The sequence below is a fragment of the Psychrobacillus sp. NPDC096623 genome, from assembly GCF_044762655.1.
GTDB lineage: Bacteria > Bacillota > Bacilli > Bacillales_A > Planococcaceae > Psychrobacillus.
Genome location: NZ_JBIWER010000002.1, coordinates 847153 through 866419, shown reverse-complemented (window position 1 = coordinate 866419; position 19267 = coordinate 847153). Strand labels below are relative to the sequence as shown.

16 protein-coding genes are annotated in these 19267 nt (G+C 34.6%); 13 read left to right on the top strand and 3 right to left on the bottom strand.

Going from position 1 to position 19267, the window contains the following annotated elements; genetic code table 11:
* The first annotated feature begins 138 nt into the window (after positions 1-138).
* The 11 genes from ACIQX2_RS09000 (at position 139) to ACIQX2_RS08950 (ending at position 14177) form a co-directional block, all read left to right on the top strand.
* On the top strand, positions 139-933 hold the full coding sequence (locus ACIQX2_RS09000) for a polyphosphate kinase 2 family protein (protein ID WP_402848834.1): 795 nt from the start codon (positions 139-141) through the stop codon (positions 931-933).
* 105 nt (positions 934-1038) lie between these two features.
* Entirely contained in the window at positions 1039-2247 is a 1209-nt protein-coding gene (locus ACIQX2_RS08995) for an argininosuccinate synthase (protein ID WP_340779670.1), read from the top strand.
* Positions 2244-3617, top strand: a complete 1374-nt coding sequence (argH, locus tag ACIQX2_RS08990; protein WP_402848829.1) for an argininosuccinate lyase — start codon at positions 2244-2246, stop codon at positions 3615-3617. The genes ACIQX2_RS08995 and argH overlap by 4 nt, the downstream gene beginning before the upstream one ends.
* 275 nt (positions 3618-3892) lie before the next feature.
* Positions 3893-6268 (top strand): glycoside hydrolase family 65 protein, encoded by a 2376-nt coding sequence (locus tag ACIQX2_RS08985; protein ID WP_402848826.1) that lies wholly within the window; start codon positions 3893-3895, stop codon positions 6266-6268.
* 62 nt (positions 6269-6330) lie between these two features.
* Complete coding sequence (locus tag ACIQX2_RS08980) at positions 6331-7593, top strand: sugar ABC transporter substrate-binding protein (protein ID WP_402848824.1); 1263 nt, start codon at positions 6331-6333, stop codon at positions 7591-7593.
* 109 nt (positions 7594-7702) lie between these two features.
* Positions 7703-8578, top strand: a complete 876-nt coding sequence (locus tag ACIQX2_RS08975; RefSeq protein WP_402848821.1) for a carbohydrate ABC transporter permease — start codon at positions 7703-7705, stop codon at positions 8576-8578.
* Positions 8578-9414, top strand: a complete 837-nt coding sequence (locus tag ACIQX2_RS08970; RefSeq protein ID WP_402848818.1) for a carbohydrate ABC transporter permease — start codon at positions 8578-8580, stop codon at positions 9412-9414. The genes ACIQX2_RS08975 and ACIQX2_RS08970 overlap by 1 nt, the downstream gene beginning before the upstream one ends.
* A 26-nt stretch (positions 9415-9440) precedes the next feature.
* A complete protein-coding gene (locus ACIQX2_RS08965; protein ID WP_402848816.1) occupies positions 9441-10145 on the top strand; it encodes a YesL family protein in 705 nt (234 codons plus the stop codon).
* Between the two features lie 35 nt (positions 10146-10180).
* Entirely contained in the window at positions 10181-11197 is a 1017-nt protein-coding gene (locus ACIQX2_RS08960) for a LacI family DNA-binding transcriptional regulator (RefSeq protein WP_402848814.1), read from the top strand.
* Positions 11198-11214: 17 nt separating this feature from the next.
* Entirely contained in the window at positions 11215-11889 is a 675-nt protein-coding gene (pgmB, locus tag ACIQX2_RS08955; protein WP_402848811.1) for a beta-phosphoglucomutase, read from the top strand.
* Positions 11890-11900: 11 nt separating this feature from the next.
* The gene (locus ACIQX2_RS08950) at positions 11901-14177 is read left to right on the top strand and encodes a glycoside hydrolase family 65 protein (protein WP_402848808.1); all 2277 of its coding nucleotides are present in this window, start codon (positions 11901-11903) and stop codon (positions 14175-14177) included.
* 670 nt (positions 14178-14847) lie between these two features.
* Here ACIQX2_RS08950 and ACIQX2_RS08945 read toward each other — a convergent pair.
* Positions 14848-15078, bottom strand: a complete 231-nt coding sequence (locus ACIQX2_RS08945) for a hypothetical protein (protein ID WP_402848805.1) — start codon at positions 15076-15078, stop codon at positions 14848-14850.
* A gap of 339 nt (positions 15079-15417) precedes the next feature.
* Between ACIQX2_RS08945 and ACIQX2_RS08940 the strand changes: the two genes are divergently transcribed.
* Positions 15418-16308, top strand: a complete 891-nt coding sequence (locus ACIQX2_RS08940; RefSeq protein WP_402848803.1) for a PucR family transcriptional regulator — start codon at positions 15418-15420, stop codon at positions 16306-16308.
* A gap of 120 nt (positions 16309-16428) precedes the next feature.
* Positions 16429-17526 carry an ABC transporter ATP-binding protein gene (locus ACIQX2_RS08935; protein WP_402848800.1) on the top strand — a complete coding sequence of 366 codons (1098 nt, stop codon included), beginning with the start codon at positions 16429-16431 and terminating at the stop codon, positions 17524-17526.
* 44 nt (positions 17527-17570) lie between these two features.
* On the opposite strand, the gene ACIQX2_RS08930 is transcribed toward ACIQX2_RS08935, so the two are convergent.
* Both ACIQX2_RS08930 and ACIQX2_RS08925 read right to left on the bottom strand, forming a co-directional pair.
* The gene (locus ACIQX2_RS08930) at positions 17571-18149 is read right to left on the bottom strand and encodes a YitT family protein (RefSeq protein ID WP_402848798.1); all 579 of its coding nucleotides are present in this window, start codon (positions 18147-18149) and stop codon (positions 17571-17573) included.
* A 281-nt stretch (positions 18150-18430) separates the two neighbouring features.
* On the bottom strand, positions 18431-19264 hold the full coding sequence (locus ACIQX2_RS08925) for a glycerophosphodiester phosphodiesterase (protein ID WP_402848795.1): 834 nt from the start codon (positions 19262-19264) through the stop codon (positions 18431-18433).
* Between the last annotated feature and the right edge of the window lie 3 nt (positions 19265-19267).

The window sequence follows — 19267 nt, the reverse complement described above, 5'->3', positions numbered from 1 at the left end:
CAAAGCCCTTCGCAAAAGATAGAAACATGTTTTAAAAAGGACTGGGTTTATTTTATCTAGGTTATCTTAGAACAAAACATTGAAAATATTAATCTATTAGATAATTGGGTATACAGTTAAAAAAACATCGGAGGGGTTATGTTGAAAAATAGACTAAATAATTTAGAAGCAACCCATTTTGAACATTCTAAAAAAGAATATAAAAAAATATTAAAGCAACTTCAATATCAGTTGTTAAGCTTACAGCAGATTCTTTTAGAAGAAAAGATAGGACTAATACTTGCTTTTGAAGGAATGGATGCTGCAGGTAAAGGTGGCGCTATTAAACGATTAACACAGCGTTTAGATCCTAGAGGATATATAGTACATCCTATTTCTGCACCTCAGCCCCATGAATTGCGCTATCACTACCTACAACGTTTTTGGAGAAAGCTGCCACAACACGGACAAATAGCCATTTTTGATCGCTCCTGGTATGGAAGAGTTTTAGTGGAGCGAGTGGAAAAACTAGCAACTAAAGAGGAATGGAAACGAGCTTTTAAAGAAATAAATCAATTCGAAAAAACATTATCAGCAGAAAATTACATTGTTATTAAGCATTGGATACATGTTTCAGAGGAAGAACAATTGAAACGATTTATAGAACGCAAAACCGACCCTTATAAAATGTGGAAGCTGACAGACGAGGACTGGCGAAATCGAGAAAAATATGATCAGTATTTAGAAGCAACCGAAGATATGTTTGCCAAGACTAATTGTTCGGACGCACCATGGTTTATTGTCCAAGGTGACGATAAATTATATGCACGTTTAACAGTTTTGCAGAATGTTATTCAAGAAATTGAAAATCAGCTGAATAAACGCGGCATTGCATTTACACTAATTTCGGATGAGGTTAATGAGCAGCGGGTAGAAAAAGAGGAAAATGAATAATCACTTATAATTATTAAATATTAGTTGTATTTATACACAAGTCATGATACATTATGTATATTAATACTAAAAACTTGTATATAAATTCATCGGAGGGATTTAATAATGAACAAAAAAGTGGTTTTAGCATATTCAGGCGGGTTAGATACATCAGTTGCAATTACGTGGTTAAAGGATGAAGGATACGATGTTGTAGCTGTTTGTTTAGACGTTGGTGAAGGAAAAGACCTTGCATTCGTGAAAAACAAAGCGCTAGAGGTTGGAGCAATCGAAAGTTATATGATCGATGCAAGAGAAGAATTTGCCAATGAATATGCATTGATCTCTCTTCAAGCTCATACATGGTATGAGAATAAATATCCATTAGTTTCTGCTTTATCACGTCCACTTATCTCGAAGAAATTAGTGGAAATTGCAGAACAAACGGGTGCGACTGCAGTTGCGCATGGTTGTACAGGAAAAGGAAATGACCAAGTTCGTTTCGAAGTTTCTATTAAAGCATTAAATCCAAACTTGGAAGTAATTGCACCAGTTCGTGAGTGGAGCTGGAGTCGTGAAGAAGAAATTGCTTACGCAAAAGAAAAAAATATCCCAATTCCTATTAACCTAGACAGCCCATTCTCTATCGATCAAAACCTTTGGGGTCGTGCAAATGAATGTGGCATTTTGGAAGATCCTTGGGCTGCTCCACCGGAAGAGGCTTATGATTTAACTGTTTCTTTGGAAAATGCTCCTGATACTGCTGATGTCATTGAAATTGAATTTTTAAAAGGGGTACCTACATCCATAGATGGAGTAGCATATCCCTTACATGAATTAATATTAAAATTAAATGAGTTGGCTGGAAAACACGGTGTTGGCCGTATTGACCATGTGGAAAATCGTTTAGTTGGTATTAAATCCCGTGAAGTGTATGAGATTCCTGGTGCGCATACCTTACTATTAGCACATAAAGAATTAGAAGATATTACATTAGTAAAAGAATTAGCTCACTTTAAACCAGTAATGGAGAAGAAGTTAACGGAACTTATTTATGAAGGACTTTGGTTCTCTCCACTTAGAACTGCACTAGAGGCATTCTTAAAGGAAACACAGCAATATGTGAATGGTACAGTGCGTGTGAAATTATTTAAAGGGCATGCAATTGTGGAAGGTCGTAAATCACCGAACTCTCTATACAATGAGAAATTAGCGACATATACAAAAGATGATGAATTTAATCATGCTTCTGCTGTAGGATTTATCGAGTTATGGGGTCTTCCTACAAAAGTTCACGCAATGGTGAACAAGGGAGCGGAGAAGGTGGAAGTATGACAAAACTATGGGGAGGCAGATTTCAAAAATCTGCCGAACAATGGGTAGACGAATTTGGTGCATCTATCGGGTTTGACCAAGCTTTAGTAACGGAAGATTTAGATGGAAGTATTGCGCATGTCCAAATGCTAGGAGACTGCAAAATACTTCCACCAGAAGATATTCAAAGTATTTTGGGTGGACTTGTTCAATTAAAAAAATTAGCAATTGAAAACAAACTAGAGTTTTCCGTTGCCAATGAAGATATCCATTTAAATTTAGAAAAAATGCTAATTGATTTAATCGGACCAGTAGGTGGTAAGCTGCACACTGGGCGTAGTCGAAATGATCAGGTAGCGACAGATATGCATCTCTTTTTGAAAAATAGAGTACTGGAAATCATCGAGTTAATTGAGACTTTTCAACAAACACTGGTGTCACAAGCAGAAACGCATGTGGAAACTCTTGCACCAGGCTATACTCATTTACAGCGTGCGCAGCCTATTTCTTTTGCTCACCATTTAATGGCTTATTTTTGGATGCTAGAACGTGACAAGGATCGTTTCAAAGATTCTATTAAGCGCATCGATATTTCACCGTTAGGAGCAGGAGCACTTGCAGGGACGACTTTCCCAATTGATCGCAAGATTGCCGCTGATTACCTTGGTTTTGCAAATGTCTATGAAAATAGTATGGATGCAGTCAGTGACCGTGATTTTATTCTAGAATTCTTAAGTAATTCTTCTATGCTAATGGCTCATTTATCTCGATTTGCCGAAGAAATTATTTTATGGTCTAGCTCTGAATTTAACTTTATTGAACTGGATGATGCTTTTTCAACTGGTTCTAGTATTATGCCTCAAAAGAAAAATCCAGATATGGCCGAGTTAATCCGTGGAAAAACTGGCCGGGTTTACGGCAATCTTATGGGATTACTTACCGTCATTAAGGGAATTCCTCTGGCTTACAACAAGGATATGCAAGAGGACAAAGAGGGCATGTTTGATACAGTCCATACAATCGTTGGATCACTGAAGATTTTTGAAGGTATGGTTCGTACGATGATAGTTCACACAGAACGCTTACATGATACTGTACACAAAGACTTCTCGAATGCGACAGAGCTTGCCGACTATTTAGCAGCTAAAGGACTTCCGTTCCGTGAAGCACATGAAGTCACTGGTAAATTAGTTTTCCTTTGCATCCAACGAGGCTATTTCTTGCTCGACTTACCACTGGAAGATCTCAAACAGGCAAGCAGCTTAATCGAGCCAGATATATATGATATATTGTCTCCATTAGCCGCTGTTAGTAGAAGAAATTCTCTCGGTGGAACTGGATTCGAGCAAGTAAAAATTCAAATTACGGAAGCAAAGACGCGACTTGCATAAGCCTAAAAAATCTGTAGACACTCAAAACGAGCTGTCTACATTTTTTGTATTTTCCTCCATAAAATAAATTCAAAAATAGTTCAAAAACCTTTAATTAATTGACAATTAAAAATTTTATACTTATAGTTAAATATGTAAAGGCTTACAATTTGCATTAAAACTAAAACGTTTTCGAAGATGTCCAAAATTACTTTCATTAATAATTATTTTTTTTATAAATCTAAAACGTTTTCGTAACTTAGTATATTACTTTGGGAAAGGGGGAATTAAGTAATATGATAAATTATTCGCTAGGTAAAGATGACCTTGAAAATTGGGTTGTTTCAGAAACTGCATTCCAACCTGATTCACTTGGAAAAGCGGAAGCAATTATGCATCTTGGAAACGGTTATTTAGGGTTACGCTCTTCTACTGAAGAGCCTTATATGAAAGAAACTCGAAACTTATTTGTTGCTGGTACTTTCAATAAGGCCGAAGAAAATGAAGTAACAGAATTACCAAATATAGCAGATGCCACAAGATTAGATATCCGTGTAGACGGTGAACGATTCAGCCTTGAATTTGGAAAAACAAAGGATTACATAAGACAATTAAATTTAAAATATGCTGAGCTAATAAGATTTTTTGAATGGACCTCTCCGAAAGGAAAAATACTTCAGTTTGAATTTAAACGATTTGTGTCACTAGATAATTTACATTTGATAGGTATGAAAATGATTGTTAAAAGTTTATCAGACCCAGTTCAAATTTCATTTGATTCTGGAATTGACGCACAAATGAGTAATTCAGGTGCGCAGCATTTTTTAGAAGGTGAACGCAGAATATTTGATAAAAAGAAGATTTTGCTAGTTCAAACAACGAATGAGTCCAAAATAGATGTGGTTATCAACTCTTCCCACAAAGTTATTGTTAATGATCAAGAAATAACGGATTATCCAGAAATGAACATGGCCCGTCGAAAAGTGTGGCTAACCTATAATATTAATCTTCAACCGAACGATAAAATGGAACTGGAAAAACTAACGACAGTGTACACTAGTCGAGATAAGGAATATGACAATAACGAATACAATATTCAACTGCTCATGGATAAATCATTGGAAGATTTACGAAATAGTTCAATAAAAGGTTATGATTCACTCTTTCAGTCACATAAAGAAGCATGGAATAATAGCATATGGAATGCCTACAAATTAGAGATTAATAGTGAAAATCCATATGATCAACTTGCCTTGCGATTCTCACTATATCAGTTAACAATTATGGCACCTGCACATGATGACCGAATGGGAGTTGCAGCAAAAGCATTGAGCGGAGAAGGTTATAAAGGGCATTCGTTTTGGGATACAGAAATATTCATACTTCCATTTTTCACTTTTTCCAATCCAGCAATTGCAAAATCACTTTTAACTTATCGCTACTACGGCCTAGATGGAGCTAGGGAAAAGGCAAGGGAAAATGGATATTGTGGGGCTATGTTTCCTTGGGAGGCGGCTTGGCCAACTGACGGTGAAGTAACTCCAAAATTAGGAGATATTGATATCGTAACTGGAAAGCAAACTAAAATTTGGTCTGGAGTTATTGAACAACATATTTCCGCAGATATCGCTTTTGCAATTTACCAATACTTTAATGTCACTGCTGATCACGAATTTATGGACCAATATGGTTATGAAATAATTTTTGAAACTGCAATCTTTTGGGCGAGTCGTCTTGAGTGGAATGAAAGTAAGCAAGAATACCATATTAATAATGTTATAGGTCCTGATGAGTATAAAGAGCATGTAAACAACAATGCTTTTACAAATTATATGGCTTTCTTCAATATAAAACTTGCAATACGATATTACGAAACATTAATGAAAGAAAACACTAATCTAATAGAAAAATTGACAATGAAGATAGATTTGAAAACAGCTTATCAAAATTGGCGATCAAAAGCAGAAAAAATATATTTGCCTAAGCCACGTGAAAAAGATTTAGTTATTCCTCAAGATGATACGTATTTAAAATTAAAAGAAATTGATCTAACAAAATATAAAAATCAAGAGAAATTAAGAACTATATATCTATATTATAATCCACAACAAATTAATACTCTTCAAGTTACAAAACAAACAGATACATTGCTCTTGATTTACCTGTTACGACAGACTTTTTTACACGAAGACATTAAGTTATCAGATGCAGTAAAAAAAGCTAACTTCTATTATTACGAACCAAAAACATTACATGATTCTTCGTTAAGCTTAGCAACACACTCTATTCTAGCGAATGATATAGGGGACACAGATTTTGCATATTCGTTATTTAAAAAAGCTACAGAAGTCGATTTAGGACCATCAATGAATACATCAGACGATGGTATACACGCAGCATCCATCGGTGGAATATGGAAAGCAGCTGTCTTTGGATTTGCAGGAATTAGACTCGTAGATGGGAAACTTACAATAAACCCGAAATTACCAAAGCAGTGGAATCATATGAACTTTACGATTCATTGGCAAGGTCAACCTATAGCAATATTCCTTACTGATAATACTTTATCTGTAAAAGTTGAACATAAGAAAAAAATAGAATTTGAGGTTTATGATCAAATCTATGAGTGTGATGATGAAATAAATATAGAATATGAATACGCCAAAAGGTAGTTATAAAATGATTTTTCATTTTATTCACTATAGAAATTCAAATTGTAGGGGGAGGAATTTAAATGCAGTTCCAAAAAAGAGCATTCGGTAGTCTATTTTTAATCGCTTTACTATTAATGCTAGGTGCTTGTAGTGGCAGTAATGATGGCGCAACTGGCAACGAAAAAAATGGCGATAGTGGTAAAGCTTCTGATCAGAAAATTACTATCTTCCAAAGTAAAGTGGAAATTACAGATCAGTTAGAGGCACTTGCAGAGGAATATACGGCTGAAACTGGTGTGGAAGTAGAAGTATGGGGCACAACAGGTGATGATTATTTTGAACAGCTGCAAATTCGTATGAACAGCGACCAGGGTCCATCTATATTCAGTCTTCAAAATGTTACAGAAGCTGAAAAAATGAAGTCATATGTAGCTGATCTATCATCCGAAGCATATGTAAAAGACATAGCTCCAGGAATGGAACTTAAAGTAGATGACCAAATCGTAGGAATACCATATGGTGTGGAAGGATTTGGATTAGTTTATAACAAGGATTTAGTAAAACCAGAAGATGTTGCTGACTATGATTCGTTTGTCAGCACATTAGAAAAGTTTAAAGGAGAAGGAATTACTGGTCTTGGTCTATCAAAAGAAGCTTATTTCTTAATCGGTCATATTAGTAACTATCCATTCTCATTGCAAAGTGATCACTACGAGTTCATCGATAAGCTTACAAGTGGTGACACGACAATGGCTGAAACAAAGGAATTTCAAGAGTTTGGGAAGTTCATGGAAGCTATTAAAACAAACACGCCAAGTCCTCTAGATGTGACTTATGACAAAGAAGTTGGTGACTTTGCTGCTGGAAAATCAGCGATGATCCATCAAGGAAACTGGGCTTATGGAATGCTTTCAGATTTTGACGTAGATTTTGAAGTAGGAATGTTGCCATTCCCATTAATGGGAACTGACAAATTAGCAGTTGGAGTAGGAAATAACTGGGCTGTTAATGGCAAAAAAGATGAAGCTGAAACACAAGCTGCAAAAGATTTCTTAAATTGGATGTTTACAAGTGAAACAGGTCATAAATACATTGTAGAGGAATTTGGCTTCGTACCTGCTCTTACGAGTATCGAAGCAAATGATTTAGATCCTTTATCTCAAGATGTATTAGATGCATCTAACAGTGGTCAAACGATACCTTGGGCACAAAACTATTACCCAGCTAATATCGTGCCAAACGACTTTGGTCCAAAAGCAGAAGAATTCTTTTTATCGAAAGATATGACTGGTGAGGAATTTATTGAAAGCTTAGATGATGCTTGGAAGAACGCTGTAAAATAGTTTAAATTCAAAGGTTGATAGATACACAGAGGCTGGGCACACCATTTGAGGAGTGCCCAGTACTTCTAATATGAACCATGGATAAACTAAGAGAAAGGAGTGTTTTTACATGCAAAACAAAAATAATAAAGGGTGGTATTTATTATTTACTGCTCCATTAACTATTATTTTTTTGACCGTGGTAGTTATTCCATTCGTAATTGGAATATATTATTCCTTTTTTAAGTGGGATGGCATTGCAGCTAACCCAAAAGTATTTGTAGGCTTTGATAATTTCATCCAGTTATTTGGGGATTCCCGTTTTCTAACATCTACGTGGAAGACAACATTATTCACCCTTTTAGCAGTAATTTCAGTTAATATAGTTGGCCTTGTTTTTGCTCTGCTCGTGACTTCTAAACTAAAAATAGCAAACGCTGCACGAACAATGGTTTTTATGCCTTATCTAATTGGAGGATTAATATTAGGTTATATTTGGCAGTTTATTTTCTTAGATGTTTTTACACTAATAGGCGAATTAACTGGAATGGATAATCTCTTTTTTAATTGGCTGATCGATAAGGATTTTGCTTTATATGCTTTGGTATTCGTTTTTACTTGGCAAATGGCAGGTTATATTATGATTATTTATATTGCAGGAATACAAAGTATACCGCAAGATGTCATGGAAGCTGCGATGATTGATGGTGCTAGTTGGTGGCAAAAATTAAAAAATATTACCTTCCCACTGTTAATGCCTGCTTTTACGATTAGCTTGTTTTTAACGCTTTCATCCGCATTTAAAATCTATGATGTTAACCTTTCTCTAACAGGTGGTGGACCTGCTAATTCTACGGAAATGTTCGCCATGAATATTTACAATGAGATCTTTGGATATGGTAATTATGGATATGGTCAGGCTAAGGCGATTATATTCTTCTTAATAGTAGCAGCAATTACACTTACACAAGTTTATATTACGAAAAAGAGGGAGGTAGAGTTGTAATGAAAAAATTTTATCGAGTATTAAAAGAGCTTTTACTCCTCATTACAGCGTTATTCTTTTTATCTCCCATCTATATCATTATTGTTAATTCATTTAAAAACCGACAGGAATTATATGAAAATGTGTTAGCACCACCTACAGAGTTCAGTTTCCAATATTATATAGAAGCAATGGACAAAATGAACTTTTTAAATGCATTGGCTAATTCGTTGTATATCACAATTATTTCTGTCTTAATCATTGTTGTATTGTCTTCCATGACAGCTTGGATGCTTGCAAGAACGGATAACAAACTAAGTAAAATTATTTTCATGGTGTTCATCGCAACAATGCTCATCCCTTTCCAAACATTGATGATGCCTTTAATGCAATTTATGAGCACTATCACTAATTCCTTACATATTCCTATGATCAATACTCGTGAAGGCTTAATTTTTATGCATATTGGATTTAGTTCCAGTATTTCCGTTTTCTTATACCATGGATTTGTGAAGTCTATCCCAATTACACTAGAGGAAGCAGCGACAATTGACGGTGCTTCGAAGTTTGGGGTTTTCTGGAGAATTATTTTCCCTATTTTAAAACCAATCACTGTAACGGTAATGATTTTAAACGTTATTAATATTTGGAATGATTATTTACTACCATCATTAACACTTACTGATAAGGGGCTTCGTACAATTCCACTTTCTACTTTTTATTTCTTTGGGCAATTTACAATCCAATGGAACCTTGCAATGGCTGGCTTGATGCTTACCATAATTCCTGTTGTAATTTTCTATGTACTTGCACAAAAACATATTATTAAAGGAATCGGGGAAGGGGCAGTGAAATAAAATCTATTACTTCAGGAGGTAACAACATGCGTGAATTTTCAGGTTTCCCGGGAGTATTGTACAGTACAACAGAATGGGTTATGCGATTTTCTGTAGTAAATATTTTATGGATGATGATCAATGTTCCAATTGTGATTATTTTATTGAGTTTATACGCAAATAATTTTAGTTTAGCGTTTTTAGTTTACTATGTACCTTTATTAATTTTATTTCCCCTATTATTTTTCCCAAGTACAACTGGAATGTTTGCGATGGCTCGTGATTGGTTGTTAAAGATTGATCATCCCTCTCTAACAAAAGCCTATTTTTCGCATATTAAATCTAATTATAAAAAGAGTGTTTTGTCGGGACTTGTTTTGACTTTACTTTGGCTAATATGGCTAATCGATTTCTATTATTTTAAAAATGAGCATGAACTATTAAGTCTTGTATTTTCAATCATGGGGTTTGTATTATTTGTTTTTACGATTAACTATTTTTCTTTAAATGTGCATTTTCAAATGAATATTCGAGAATTGTTAAAGAATACTTTTTTGGTAACGATAGGGAGTCCGTTCTTATTTTTTGTAATCCTTATTAGTAATTTCTTATTGTTTTACTTAAGTGCTACAAAGCTTATATTTTTGATACCCCTTTTTACCGGATCAGTAAGTGCCTATTTATCTTTTGCTTTATTTTATAGATTCTCATTGAAAATGCAGGAAAAAGCAACCATAAACAAAAGTGCTTAAGTATATCTTATTACATTAAGAAAGAGAGTTATGAAATGCCTACTATTAAAGATGTTGCAAAAGAAGCTGGTGTATCTGTCAGTATTGTTTCAAAAGCCTTTAACAACTATACAGATGTAAATGAAAAGACGAGGCAGAGAATTTTTGAGATTGCTGATCAAATGGGCTATTCGCCAAATATTGTAGCTAAAAACCTATCATCTAAGAAGCAAATGACTATTGGTTTAATATCTTCAGGGGTGCTCAATAATAGTGAAAAAGATAATAATGCATTTAATATATTCAAGGGTGTTTATACCGCAGTTTCAGCTAGTAAATTTGAATTATCCATCTACTTAATAGATTCACAGCGTCAGAAACAAAAAAGCTACGCGAAGTATTGTCGCGAACGTAATATTGGCGGCGCACTTTTACAGGGAATACGTATAGATGATCCATACTATATGGAGTTGATCGATACAAATATACCTTGCGTTGTACTTGATATTATCCCTGAAACGACTAATGGATTAGTAGGTAGCGTGTCTATTGATAATGTAAGGGCCAGCAAAGAAATGGCGATGTACTTATTTGAACGAAATCACAGGGATATTGCAATCATCGCTGGTAGGAAGAACACTTATGTTAATTCAGAGCGCATAAAAGGAGTTCAAGAAGCCTTCAAAGAAAATGGCTTAGAGCTAAACTTAGATGAAATCATGTATGCTGATTTTTCAGAGCAAGAGGCATATGAAATCTCAAAAAAATATTTAGAAACAAAGCGTCCTACTGCTTTTCTTTGTTTTAGCGATCTCATGGCATTTGGGGTTATGAAGGCCGTAAAGGAAATGGGCTTGAAAGTTCCAGAGGATATATCTATAACTGGATTTGATGATTTAGTATTTAGTAGTTACACTGAGCCACAGCTCACAACTATTGGTCAGGACTTTTTTGAAATAGGAAAACTGGCTGCGCAATTATTGGAAGACTTAATGGAAAATAACCTCGACCGGAAGCATGTGAACGTTGAACACCAGTTAGTAGAAAGAGGAAGTGTGAAAACCATTTCATAAAGAAAGGAACGAATCGAATGACTATTTACCCAAAAGCATTTATATACGATTTAGACGGCGTTATTACTGATTCTGCTGAATTCCACTATTTAGCATGGAAAAAACTTGCTGAGGAACTTGAAATCTCATTTGACAGACAATTTAATGAGCAACTTAAAGGAATTAGCCGCATGGAATCACTTGAACTCATACTACAACTGAATACTTCTTTGGCAAAGTTGAATAATGAGGAAAAAATATTATTAGCCAATAAAAAAAATGAATACTATTTAGAATTAGCTGAATCTATTACTAAAGAAAACATCTTACCTGGAATTGAAAATTTGTTAATAAACAACAAAAAACATCAGATTAAAATTGCGCTTGGTTCAGCAAGTGAAAATGCAAAAAATATAGTAGAAAAGCTAGGACTCACTAGTTATTTCGATTATATTGTCGATGCCTCCAAAGTTAAAAAAGGAAAGCCTGATCCAGAAACCTTCACGACTGCAGCTGATTACTTTGGCATTCCTTATGAGGAGTGCATTGGGGTTGAAGATGCAGCTGCAGGTATAGACGCTCTTAACAAAGCAAAAATGTTCTCTGTGGGAATTGGTTCAATAGAAAATTTATCGCACGCGGATTATTTAGTAGAAAATACCGCTATGTTAGATTTTGAAGAAATTATTAATAAATACAGCGTAAAAAAATGAGGTGAAATTTATTGACCTGGAAACTGACTAAATCAGAAATAGATAACCAAAGCCTTTTATTAGATGAAAGTCTTTTATCAATCGGGAATGGTTATCTTGGCATAAGAGGAAATTTTGAAGAAGGCTATAAAAGTACTTTTGGTTCGATTCGTGGTACATATATTAATGCTTTTCATGATGAAACGGAAATTCAATATGGGGAGAAGCTCCATGCATTTCCTCATTTTCAACAGAAAATATTGAATGTTATTGATGCACAAACGATTAATATATATATTGATGAGGAACAATTTTCGTTATTTGAAGGGGAAGTATTACATTTAGAACGGAATATGCATATGAATGCAGGGTATGTCGAGCGAATTGTGCATTGGAAATCTCCTAAAGGTAAAGAAGTGAAAATTCATTTTAAAAGACTTATTTCCTTTACTACGAAAGAATTGTTTGCGATGGAAGTCAATATCGTGCCATTGAGCAATATTCAACTTGTTCAAATTGTTTCTGTAGTGGATGGCAATGTTTCTAACTTTGTCGATAAAAACGATCCTAGAGTTGCTTCAGGTCATGCTAAAAGACTCCATATAGTAGATGTTCGGAAGGATGAAAATTTTAGCATTGTGAAAAACAGAACATATGCAACCCAATTAGAAGTTGCTTGTGTTACTCGTTCTAGAATTGATCTAGACGAGTATGAGTATGAGAGTAAAGTAACGGATAACAATGTGGAGGAGACCTATTTTTGTAAAGGAAATAAACCGATTCATTTTACAAAATATAATGTATACACTGACACATTGAGGCATGGGAATGGTGTTATTGAAGAGGCACTTTTCGTTCAACAACAGTTAACTGGAACTTCTTTTGAGGATCTCTTACTACAGCAAAAAGGGTACTTAGATAAGTTTTGGAGCACAGCAGATGTTAAAATAAACGGAGATTCTTCACTTCAAGAGGGAATTCGTTTTAATCTTTTTCAGCTTTTACAATCGGTTGGCAAAGACCCTGTGAGTAATATTGCAGCTAAGGGATTATCAGGAGAAGGATACGAGGGACACTATTTCTGGGATACAGAAATTTATATATTTCCAGTGTTTGTAATGACAAATCCAGAATTGGCTAAAAATCTATTAATCCAAAGATACTCTATTTTAGATAGTGCAAGAGCAAGGGCAAAGGAAATGGGCCATAAAAAAGGGGCGTTATTTCCATGGAGAACAATTACGGGACCTGAAAGTTCAGCATTCTTCCCAGCAGGTACAGCACAGTATCACATCAGTGCAGACATAGCGTATAGTTATATTCAGTATTATTTAGTAACGCAGGATGATGCATTTTTAATGGATAATATGGCCGAGCTTCTATTTGAAACTGCTCGTCTTTGGATTGATACTGGGCACATGAAAGATGGCCAATTTAAAATCGATAGTGTGACTGGACCTGACGAATATACATGTATTGTAAATAACAATTATTATACAAATGTCATGGCAAAACACAATTTGTTATGGGCAGCTAAGGCATATTATCTTTTGAAAGAAAAAGATAGCAAAGTATTAAGTGAATTGAGAGATAGATTACAATTAACGGTATTAGAAGTGAGCGAGTGGATTGATGCAGGGGAAAAGATGTATCTTCCATATGATGAAAAACACAAAATCAATGCACAGGATGATAGCTTTTTACAAAAGGATCGCTGGGATTTAGAAAATACCCCGAAAGAAAAATTTCCACTTTTGCTAAATTATCATCCATTAACTCTTTATAGATATCAAGTGTGTAAACAAGCAGATACAGTGCTTGCTCATTTTCTTTTGGAAGATGAACAGGATTTGGAAACGATGAATAATTCCTATAATTACTATGAACAAATTACCACTCATGATTCTTCTTTGTCTTCTTGTATATTTAGTGTGATGGCTTCCAAATTAGGTGATAAAGCGAAAGCTTATGAATATTTTAGAAATACCGCGCGATTAGATTTGGAAAATACACACGGTAATACGAAGGACGGTCTTCATATGGCGAATATGGGAGGGACTTGGCTAGCAATCGTTTATGGCTTTGCAGGTTTAAGAGTGAAAGAAAGCGGTCTTTCATTGGCACCATCTCTTCCTGATCATTGGGAGTCCCTTGAGTTTCAATTGCAATATCAAAATAGAACAATAAATATTCAAATGGAAAGAAACACAGTAACCTATTCCCTAGTAGAAGGTGAAAGTTTAACTATTTCACATAAGGGAGAAATGATTGAACTTGTAAGTGGAAAACTTATGAAGATGGCGTTATAAACATAGGTATGATATAAACCATAAGTTTTCCATTAGGAAAGGTTATGGTTTAATTTTTTGGTGGAAAACCAATGCTTATATTTGAGTGGCAAGGCATTTGCTTCATTAAAATGGTCACAAACCATAGTGTTGAACATACTTGCATTGCAAGGAGTTTGTTCAGGTAAATGTAAAATATATTCAATTCTATCAATTAGATGAAGAAACGAAAAAAGAATATGGGTATTATGATGGGAATATTTATGGTACAGACCAATTTACTACTTAAATCGACCAAAAAACGAGATTGGCTTTTTACATTTTTCTATAGTTTAGGTTTTTCCATAATAATAGTGCCTATCTTAAATACATTCTATAGACTGAAAATTAACGAGTGCTTTAGTAAAGAAAGACAGGAAAAAATGCGTTTGGAAATGATTTTCCAAGCGCATTTTTCTATATAAAAACTAACTATTAACTTTAGCATAGTTTTTTTGGGTAAGTTCCTGTACCCTGCTAACCTCCTTAGAAGCTAGCTCAGTCTTATATCAACCTTTGTTTTCTCGTTATCTTATAAAGATGATAATGGTTTGAGGTCGCATTCTAAAAACATTGTTCATAAATATCTCGTAGTTGCGGATGTGTGGTCTCTAACATTGTACTGCTAATGCTTTGGCAGCGTCCCGTTGATTCATTTATCCTTGCCAGTGATTTTAAAACCTAGGGTGTTATAATTGACGTATGTTGGCAATATTTCCTCCTGGTTGTTTTCAGTATAGAATTCTTCTTGGATGGCAATATTTGCCTCAGCTGAAGAGCTAGCTCCTTTTTTGAAGGTAATTTTATTGTCCTCATTTATTACTTTGTTCAAATCAATGTTTGCTTCAGCTGTTTCCATATCTAATAACTCTTCTTTTTTCATCCTTTTCACCTCTTTAGCTATTAGTATGAAACAAAAATGGAGAAAAATTCGGTAACTAACTGACTTTTAATACAATAATAAATAACTATTGTAAAGAACTGTTATTGAACTTACATGAAAATTAAAAAACGCTCAAACTCTATAAAATTGCATACAAAAGTGACTCAGAAAATGCTTTTTAAACAAAAGTTGAACTGTTAGGGCTAATATAAGATCTTGTGAACTTGTTCTATTCTTTATCTAGTTTCAATAATCATAATATAATTGTATAGTAATGGTAATAGCTAGAGGTACTCTTGAATACATAGATGATAATTCTTTCGAAAGAAGGTTTATATAATGATCGATCAATTAAAGGAAATCTACGCTACTTTAATCGTACATACAGACGGTTCGGATCAACTAGGCGAAGAATATAAATGGTTTGCTACAGACAAAGAAGAAATAATTGGTATCCGGAGTGATGAACTAACTTCCAAGGATATTTCATTATTAACAACGTTTCTGTCTCCTTATCATGTGAAGTTTCCTACACCTACCTTAGAGGAAAGAAACTGGAGGAAGCTTATTTTTTCTGCAGATTTAATGGAGGAAAAGGACTGGAAACCAAGTAAACCATTTCGGTTCGTTTATTTTTCATTTAACAAAAATCAAATAGAACCCGTGTTATTTAAAGATGCTATTGAGGCTCTTTTTGATAAAGGGGTGCCTATTCTATGGGAAAGTGAGCATGAAGGTTTTATTATTGAGCAGCAAATGATAGAAGAGGAAAGTATTTCATACGAGCAGATAATCGACATTTTAATGAGCGATCTATATGTCAAAATTACCTTTTTTGTTGGACCTTACAAAAAAGAGATGGAGGACCTTACTTTTCATTATCATTCGCTGACGAATGTTGCCAAACGTGTTTTCCATTATACGACCAAATCAGTATTGACTTATGTGGAGGCCATTCCATTCCTGTTAACAAAGCAAGCGGATGAAAATTTACGATTGGATATTTCTAAAACTATATTGCAGGAATACATAGATGATGAAGAAACGATTCATATGATGGAGACTTTTTTCCAGTGCAACTTAAATCTTTCCGAGACGGCAAAAGTCCTTCATCTACATCGAAACAGCCTGCAATACCGATTAGATCGTTTCTTTGAAAAGACTGGGATTGATATTCGCCAATTTCATCATGCAATGACTGTATCCCTAGCATTAATAGCTAAAAAATAAATTTTAGTAAATATACACTAAGTTCTTCTTCATCTTTGTGCACTATTCCCATTTCTTGAAAATTAGAAATATAGTATTCTATTACTAATGAAAGCACTTACAATATAAGGGGGAAATAGGATGGCTGAACTTAAATTAGTAAATGTGAAAAAGGTATACGACAACAAAGTAGTTTCTGTAGAAGACTTTAATTTGGAAATACGAGATAAAGAGTTTTTAGTTTTAGTAGGACCATCTGGTTGTGGTAAATCGACGACTTTACGTATGATTGCTGGATTAGAAGAGATTTCTTCAGGGGATTTATATATCGGTGATAAACGCGTAAACGATGTACCACCGAAAGATCGTAATATTGCGATGGTGTTCCAAAACTACGCGCTTTACCCACATATGGATGTATACAATAATATGGCTTTTGGGTTGAAACTTCGCAAATTTAAAAAAGATGAGATTAAAAAACGTGTAGATAATGCAGCAAAAATTTTGGGGCTGGAGAATCTATTGAATCGTAAGCCTAAAGCTCTTTCTGGTGGTCAACGTCAGCGTGTAGCACTTGGTAGAGCAATTGTTCGTGATGCTGAAGTTTTCTTAATGGATGAACCATTATCTAACTTAGATGCAAAGCTACGTGTGCAAATGCGTGCGGAAATTCAAAAGCTACATAGCCGTCTGCAAACAACAACGATATATGTAACGCATGACCAAACAGAGGCAATGACTATGGCTACAAGATTAGTAGTTATGAAAGATGGGATTATCCAACAGGTTGGTGCGCCGAAAGAGGTATACGATGAGCCAGATAATGTTTTTGTCGGTGGGTTTATTGGCTCTCCAGCGATGAATTTCTTGAATGGTAAATTGGTTGGCAATCATTTTGTGATGGATGATGTAAAATTATTAGTACCAGATGGCAGACTTAAGGTCCTTAAAGAGCGAGGGTATGATGGAAAAGATATCATTCTTGGTATTCGTCCAGAGGATATTAATGACGAGCAAGTTTTCCTAGACTTCTCACCTGAAACGAAAGTGAGTGCATCTGTAGAGGTTGCTGAATTGATGGGTGCAGAAATTATTCTTTATTCGCAAGTGAACAACCAAAGCTTTGTTGCACGAATTGACTCTCGCTTCAATATTACAGCAGGAGATACAATCGATTTAGCATTTGATCTTAGTAAAGCGCATTTCTTTGATAAAGAAACAGAACAACGTATTAAATAATAATAAGCCGCTAAAGGAAGTGAATTCCTTAGCGGCTTTTATGTTTAGATGGCTCGAACATTCTTTGTAATTAGACTTGTTGTAACTCCAACAAAAAAGATTGTAATTATCGACAGAAGTAAGGTATCAGTAGATAATAATAGACCCCCACTTAAGACAACTATCGAATCAATAATAAATATGAGGATCCCTACATTTATACCTGTTTTATCACTAAGTAACTGCGCTACTAAATCTGTACCCCCTGTACTTGTCTTAAATCGTAGCATTAACCCAATACCAACACCTACAAAAGATCCACCTAAAATAGAGCTATATATCGCTTCAATATGTATAAAGCCTACTAATGGCTGAAGCAAATCTATCAAAAAGGAGGAAATGATCATTCCGTGCAAACTATTATAAAAATATTCCCGATAAGTGAACCATGCAATCATAAAGACTGGAATACTAAAAAAAATAATCATTAGTCCAGGCTTTAAAGCCCATAGGTAATTTAATATAAGCGCTATCCCTATAATTCCACCGTCCAACACTTGATACGGTATTAAAAAAAGATTAATACCTAATGCTATGAAAATACTTCCAACTAAGATAACTAAGCCTTTTTTCCAATAATGCATCTAATCACTCCCAAGGACATCCATGTATATACACTATGAAAAAATGGAAGTGAAAATGTAAAAAAAATAAGGTTATGTTAACGGAAAAGGTATCATTTTTTTTCATCGATTAGGCTATAGAAATATAGGTACCTAGATATTTACGCTCCACTTAATTGAATGGATTAGACAAAAATTGGCTGACTTAAGTCTGGTATTATACCGAACTCAAACCAGCCAATCAACTACATAATAAAAACTCTAATTATAAGGGGTCACTACTGAACTATCCTTTTCTTAATTTATTTGTTTCTAGGATCTACATAATCCGGATAATCAGAAATGATTGCGTCAACTTTCATTTTGAATAGTAAGTCTGCTGCTTCTTGACTACGTACTGTCCATGAACCAACTTGCATTCCTAGAGAGTGAACTTGGTTTACTAATTCTTCAGTTACAATTCCATAACTTGGGTTAAACCAATCTGCATATGTTGAAAATTCTTGTAAAGCTTCCAATGTTGTGTCTGCACGGTTAGAAGTTAATACACCTATTGGAACTTTAGGAAGAAGTTGGTTCGCTTTTTTCATTGATTCAAAGTTAAAAGATTGAATAATTATTTTTTCATTTTGTGGTTTATCGAGATTTCGTTCTTTTAATGCTTCTGATACTTGTACTTCAATACCAGGGTAAAGCTCTGGAGCTTTTAACTCTATTAAAATTCCAATTTTTCCATGGTAACGATCAAGAATCTCCTCAAATGTTGAGATTGATTCTCCTACAAATTGTTCCCCTTTCCAACTACCTGCATCCAGACTTCTAAGCTGTTCAAATGTTAAATCCCCAACTTTTCCCGTTCCATCAGTTGTACGATCCACTGTTGTATCATGGATCACTACTAATTCACCATCTTTGCTTCTTTGAACATCGATTTCAATATAATCTGCTTTCATATCAACAGCTAGATCAAAAGCAGCAATCGTATTTTCTGGTGCGTAACCTGTTGCACCACGGTGTGCTACATTTTCTACTTGTTTTCTTTCACCTACTGTTTGTGCTTCAGCAAATGCCTGAGTAATTGGACTGAAAAACAACGATAAGGCCAGTCCTGTTCCTATTAATAATTTTTTGTTCATCTT

Coding starts and splice junctions, on each gene's coding strand:
- pgmB (WP_402848811.1), top strand. CDS start 11,215: ATGACTATTTACCCAAAAGCATTTATATACGATTTAGACGGCGTTATT.
- ACIQX2_RS09000 (WP_402848834.1), top strand. CDS start 139: ATGTTGAAAAATAGACTAAATAATTTAGAAGCAACCCATTTTGAACAT.
- ACIQX2_RS08970 (WP_402848818.1), top strand. CDS start 8,578: ATGAAAAAATTTTATCGAGTATTAAAAGAGCTTTTACTCCTCATTACA.
- ACIQX2_RS08965 (WP_402848816.1), top strand. CDS start 9,441: ATGCGTGAATTTTCAGGTTTCCCGGGAGTATTGTACAGTACAACAGAA.
- ACIQX2_RS08945 (WP_402848805.1), bottom strand. CDS start 15,078: ATGAAAAAAGAAGAGTTATTAGATATGGAAACAGCTGAAGCAAACATT.
- argH (WP_402848829.1), top strand. CDS start 2,244: ATGACAAAACTATGGGGAGGCAGATTTCAAAAATCTGCCGAACAATGG.
- ACIQX2_RS08985 (WP_402848826.1), top strand. CDS start 3,893: ATGATAAATTATTCGCTAGGTAAAGATGACCTTGAAAATTGGGTTGTT.
- ACIQX2_RS08940 (WP_402848803.1), top strand. CDS start 15,418: ATGATCGATCAATTAAAGGAAATCTACGCTACTTTAATCGTACATACA.
- ACIQX2_RS08930 (WP_402848798.1), bottom strand. CDS start 18,149: ATGCATTATTGGAAAAAAGGCTTAGTTATCTTAGTTGGAAGTATTTTC.
- ACIQX2_RS08980 (WP_402848824.1), top strand. CDS start 6,331: ATGCAGTTCCAAAAAAGAGCATTCGGTAGTCTATTTTTAATCGCTTTA.
- ACIQX2_RS08935 (WP_402848800.1), top strand. CDS start 16,429: ATGGCTGAACTTAAATTAGTAAATGTGAAAAAGGTATACGACAACAAA.
- ACIQX2_RS08975 (WP_402848821.1), top strand. CDS start 7,703: ATGCAAAACAAAAATAATAAAGGGTGGTATTTATTATTTACTGCTCCA.
- ACIQX2_RS08960 (WP_402848814.1), top strand. CDS start 10,181: ATGCCTACTATTAAAGATGTTGCAAAAGAAGCTGGTGTATCTGTCAGT.
- ACIQX2_RS08925 (WP_402848795.1), bottom strand. CDS start 19,264: ATGAACAAAAAATTATTAATAGGAACAGGACTGGCCTTATCGTTGTTT.
- ACIQX2_RS08995 (WP_340779670.1), top strand. CDS start 1,039: ATGAACAAAAAAGTGGTTTTAGCATATTCAGGCGGGTTAGATACATCA.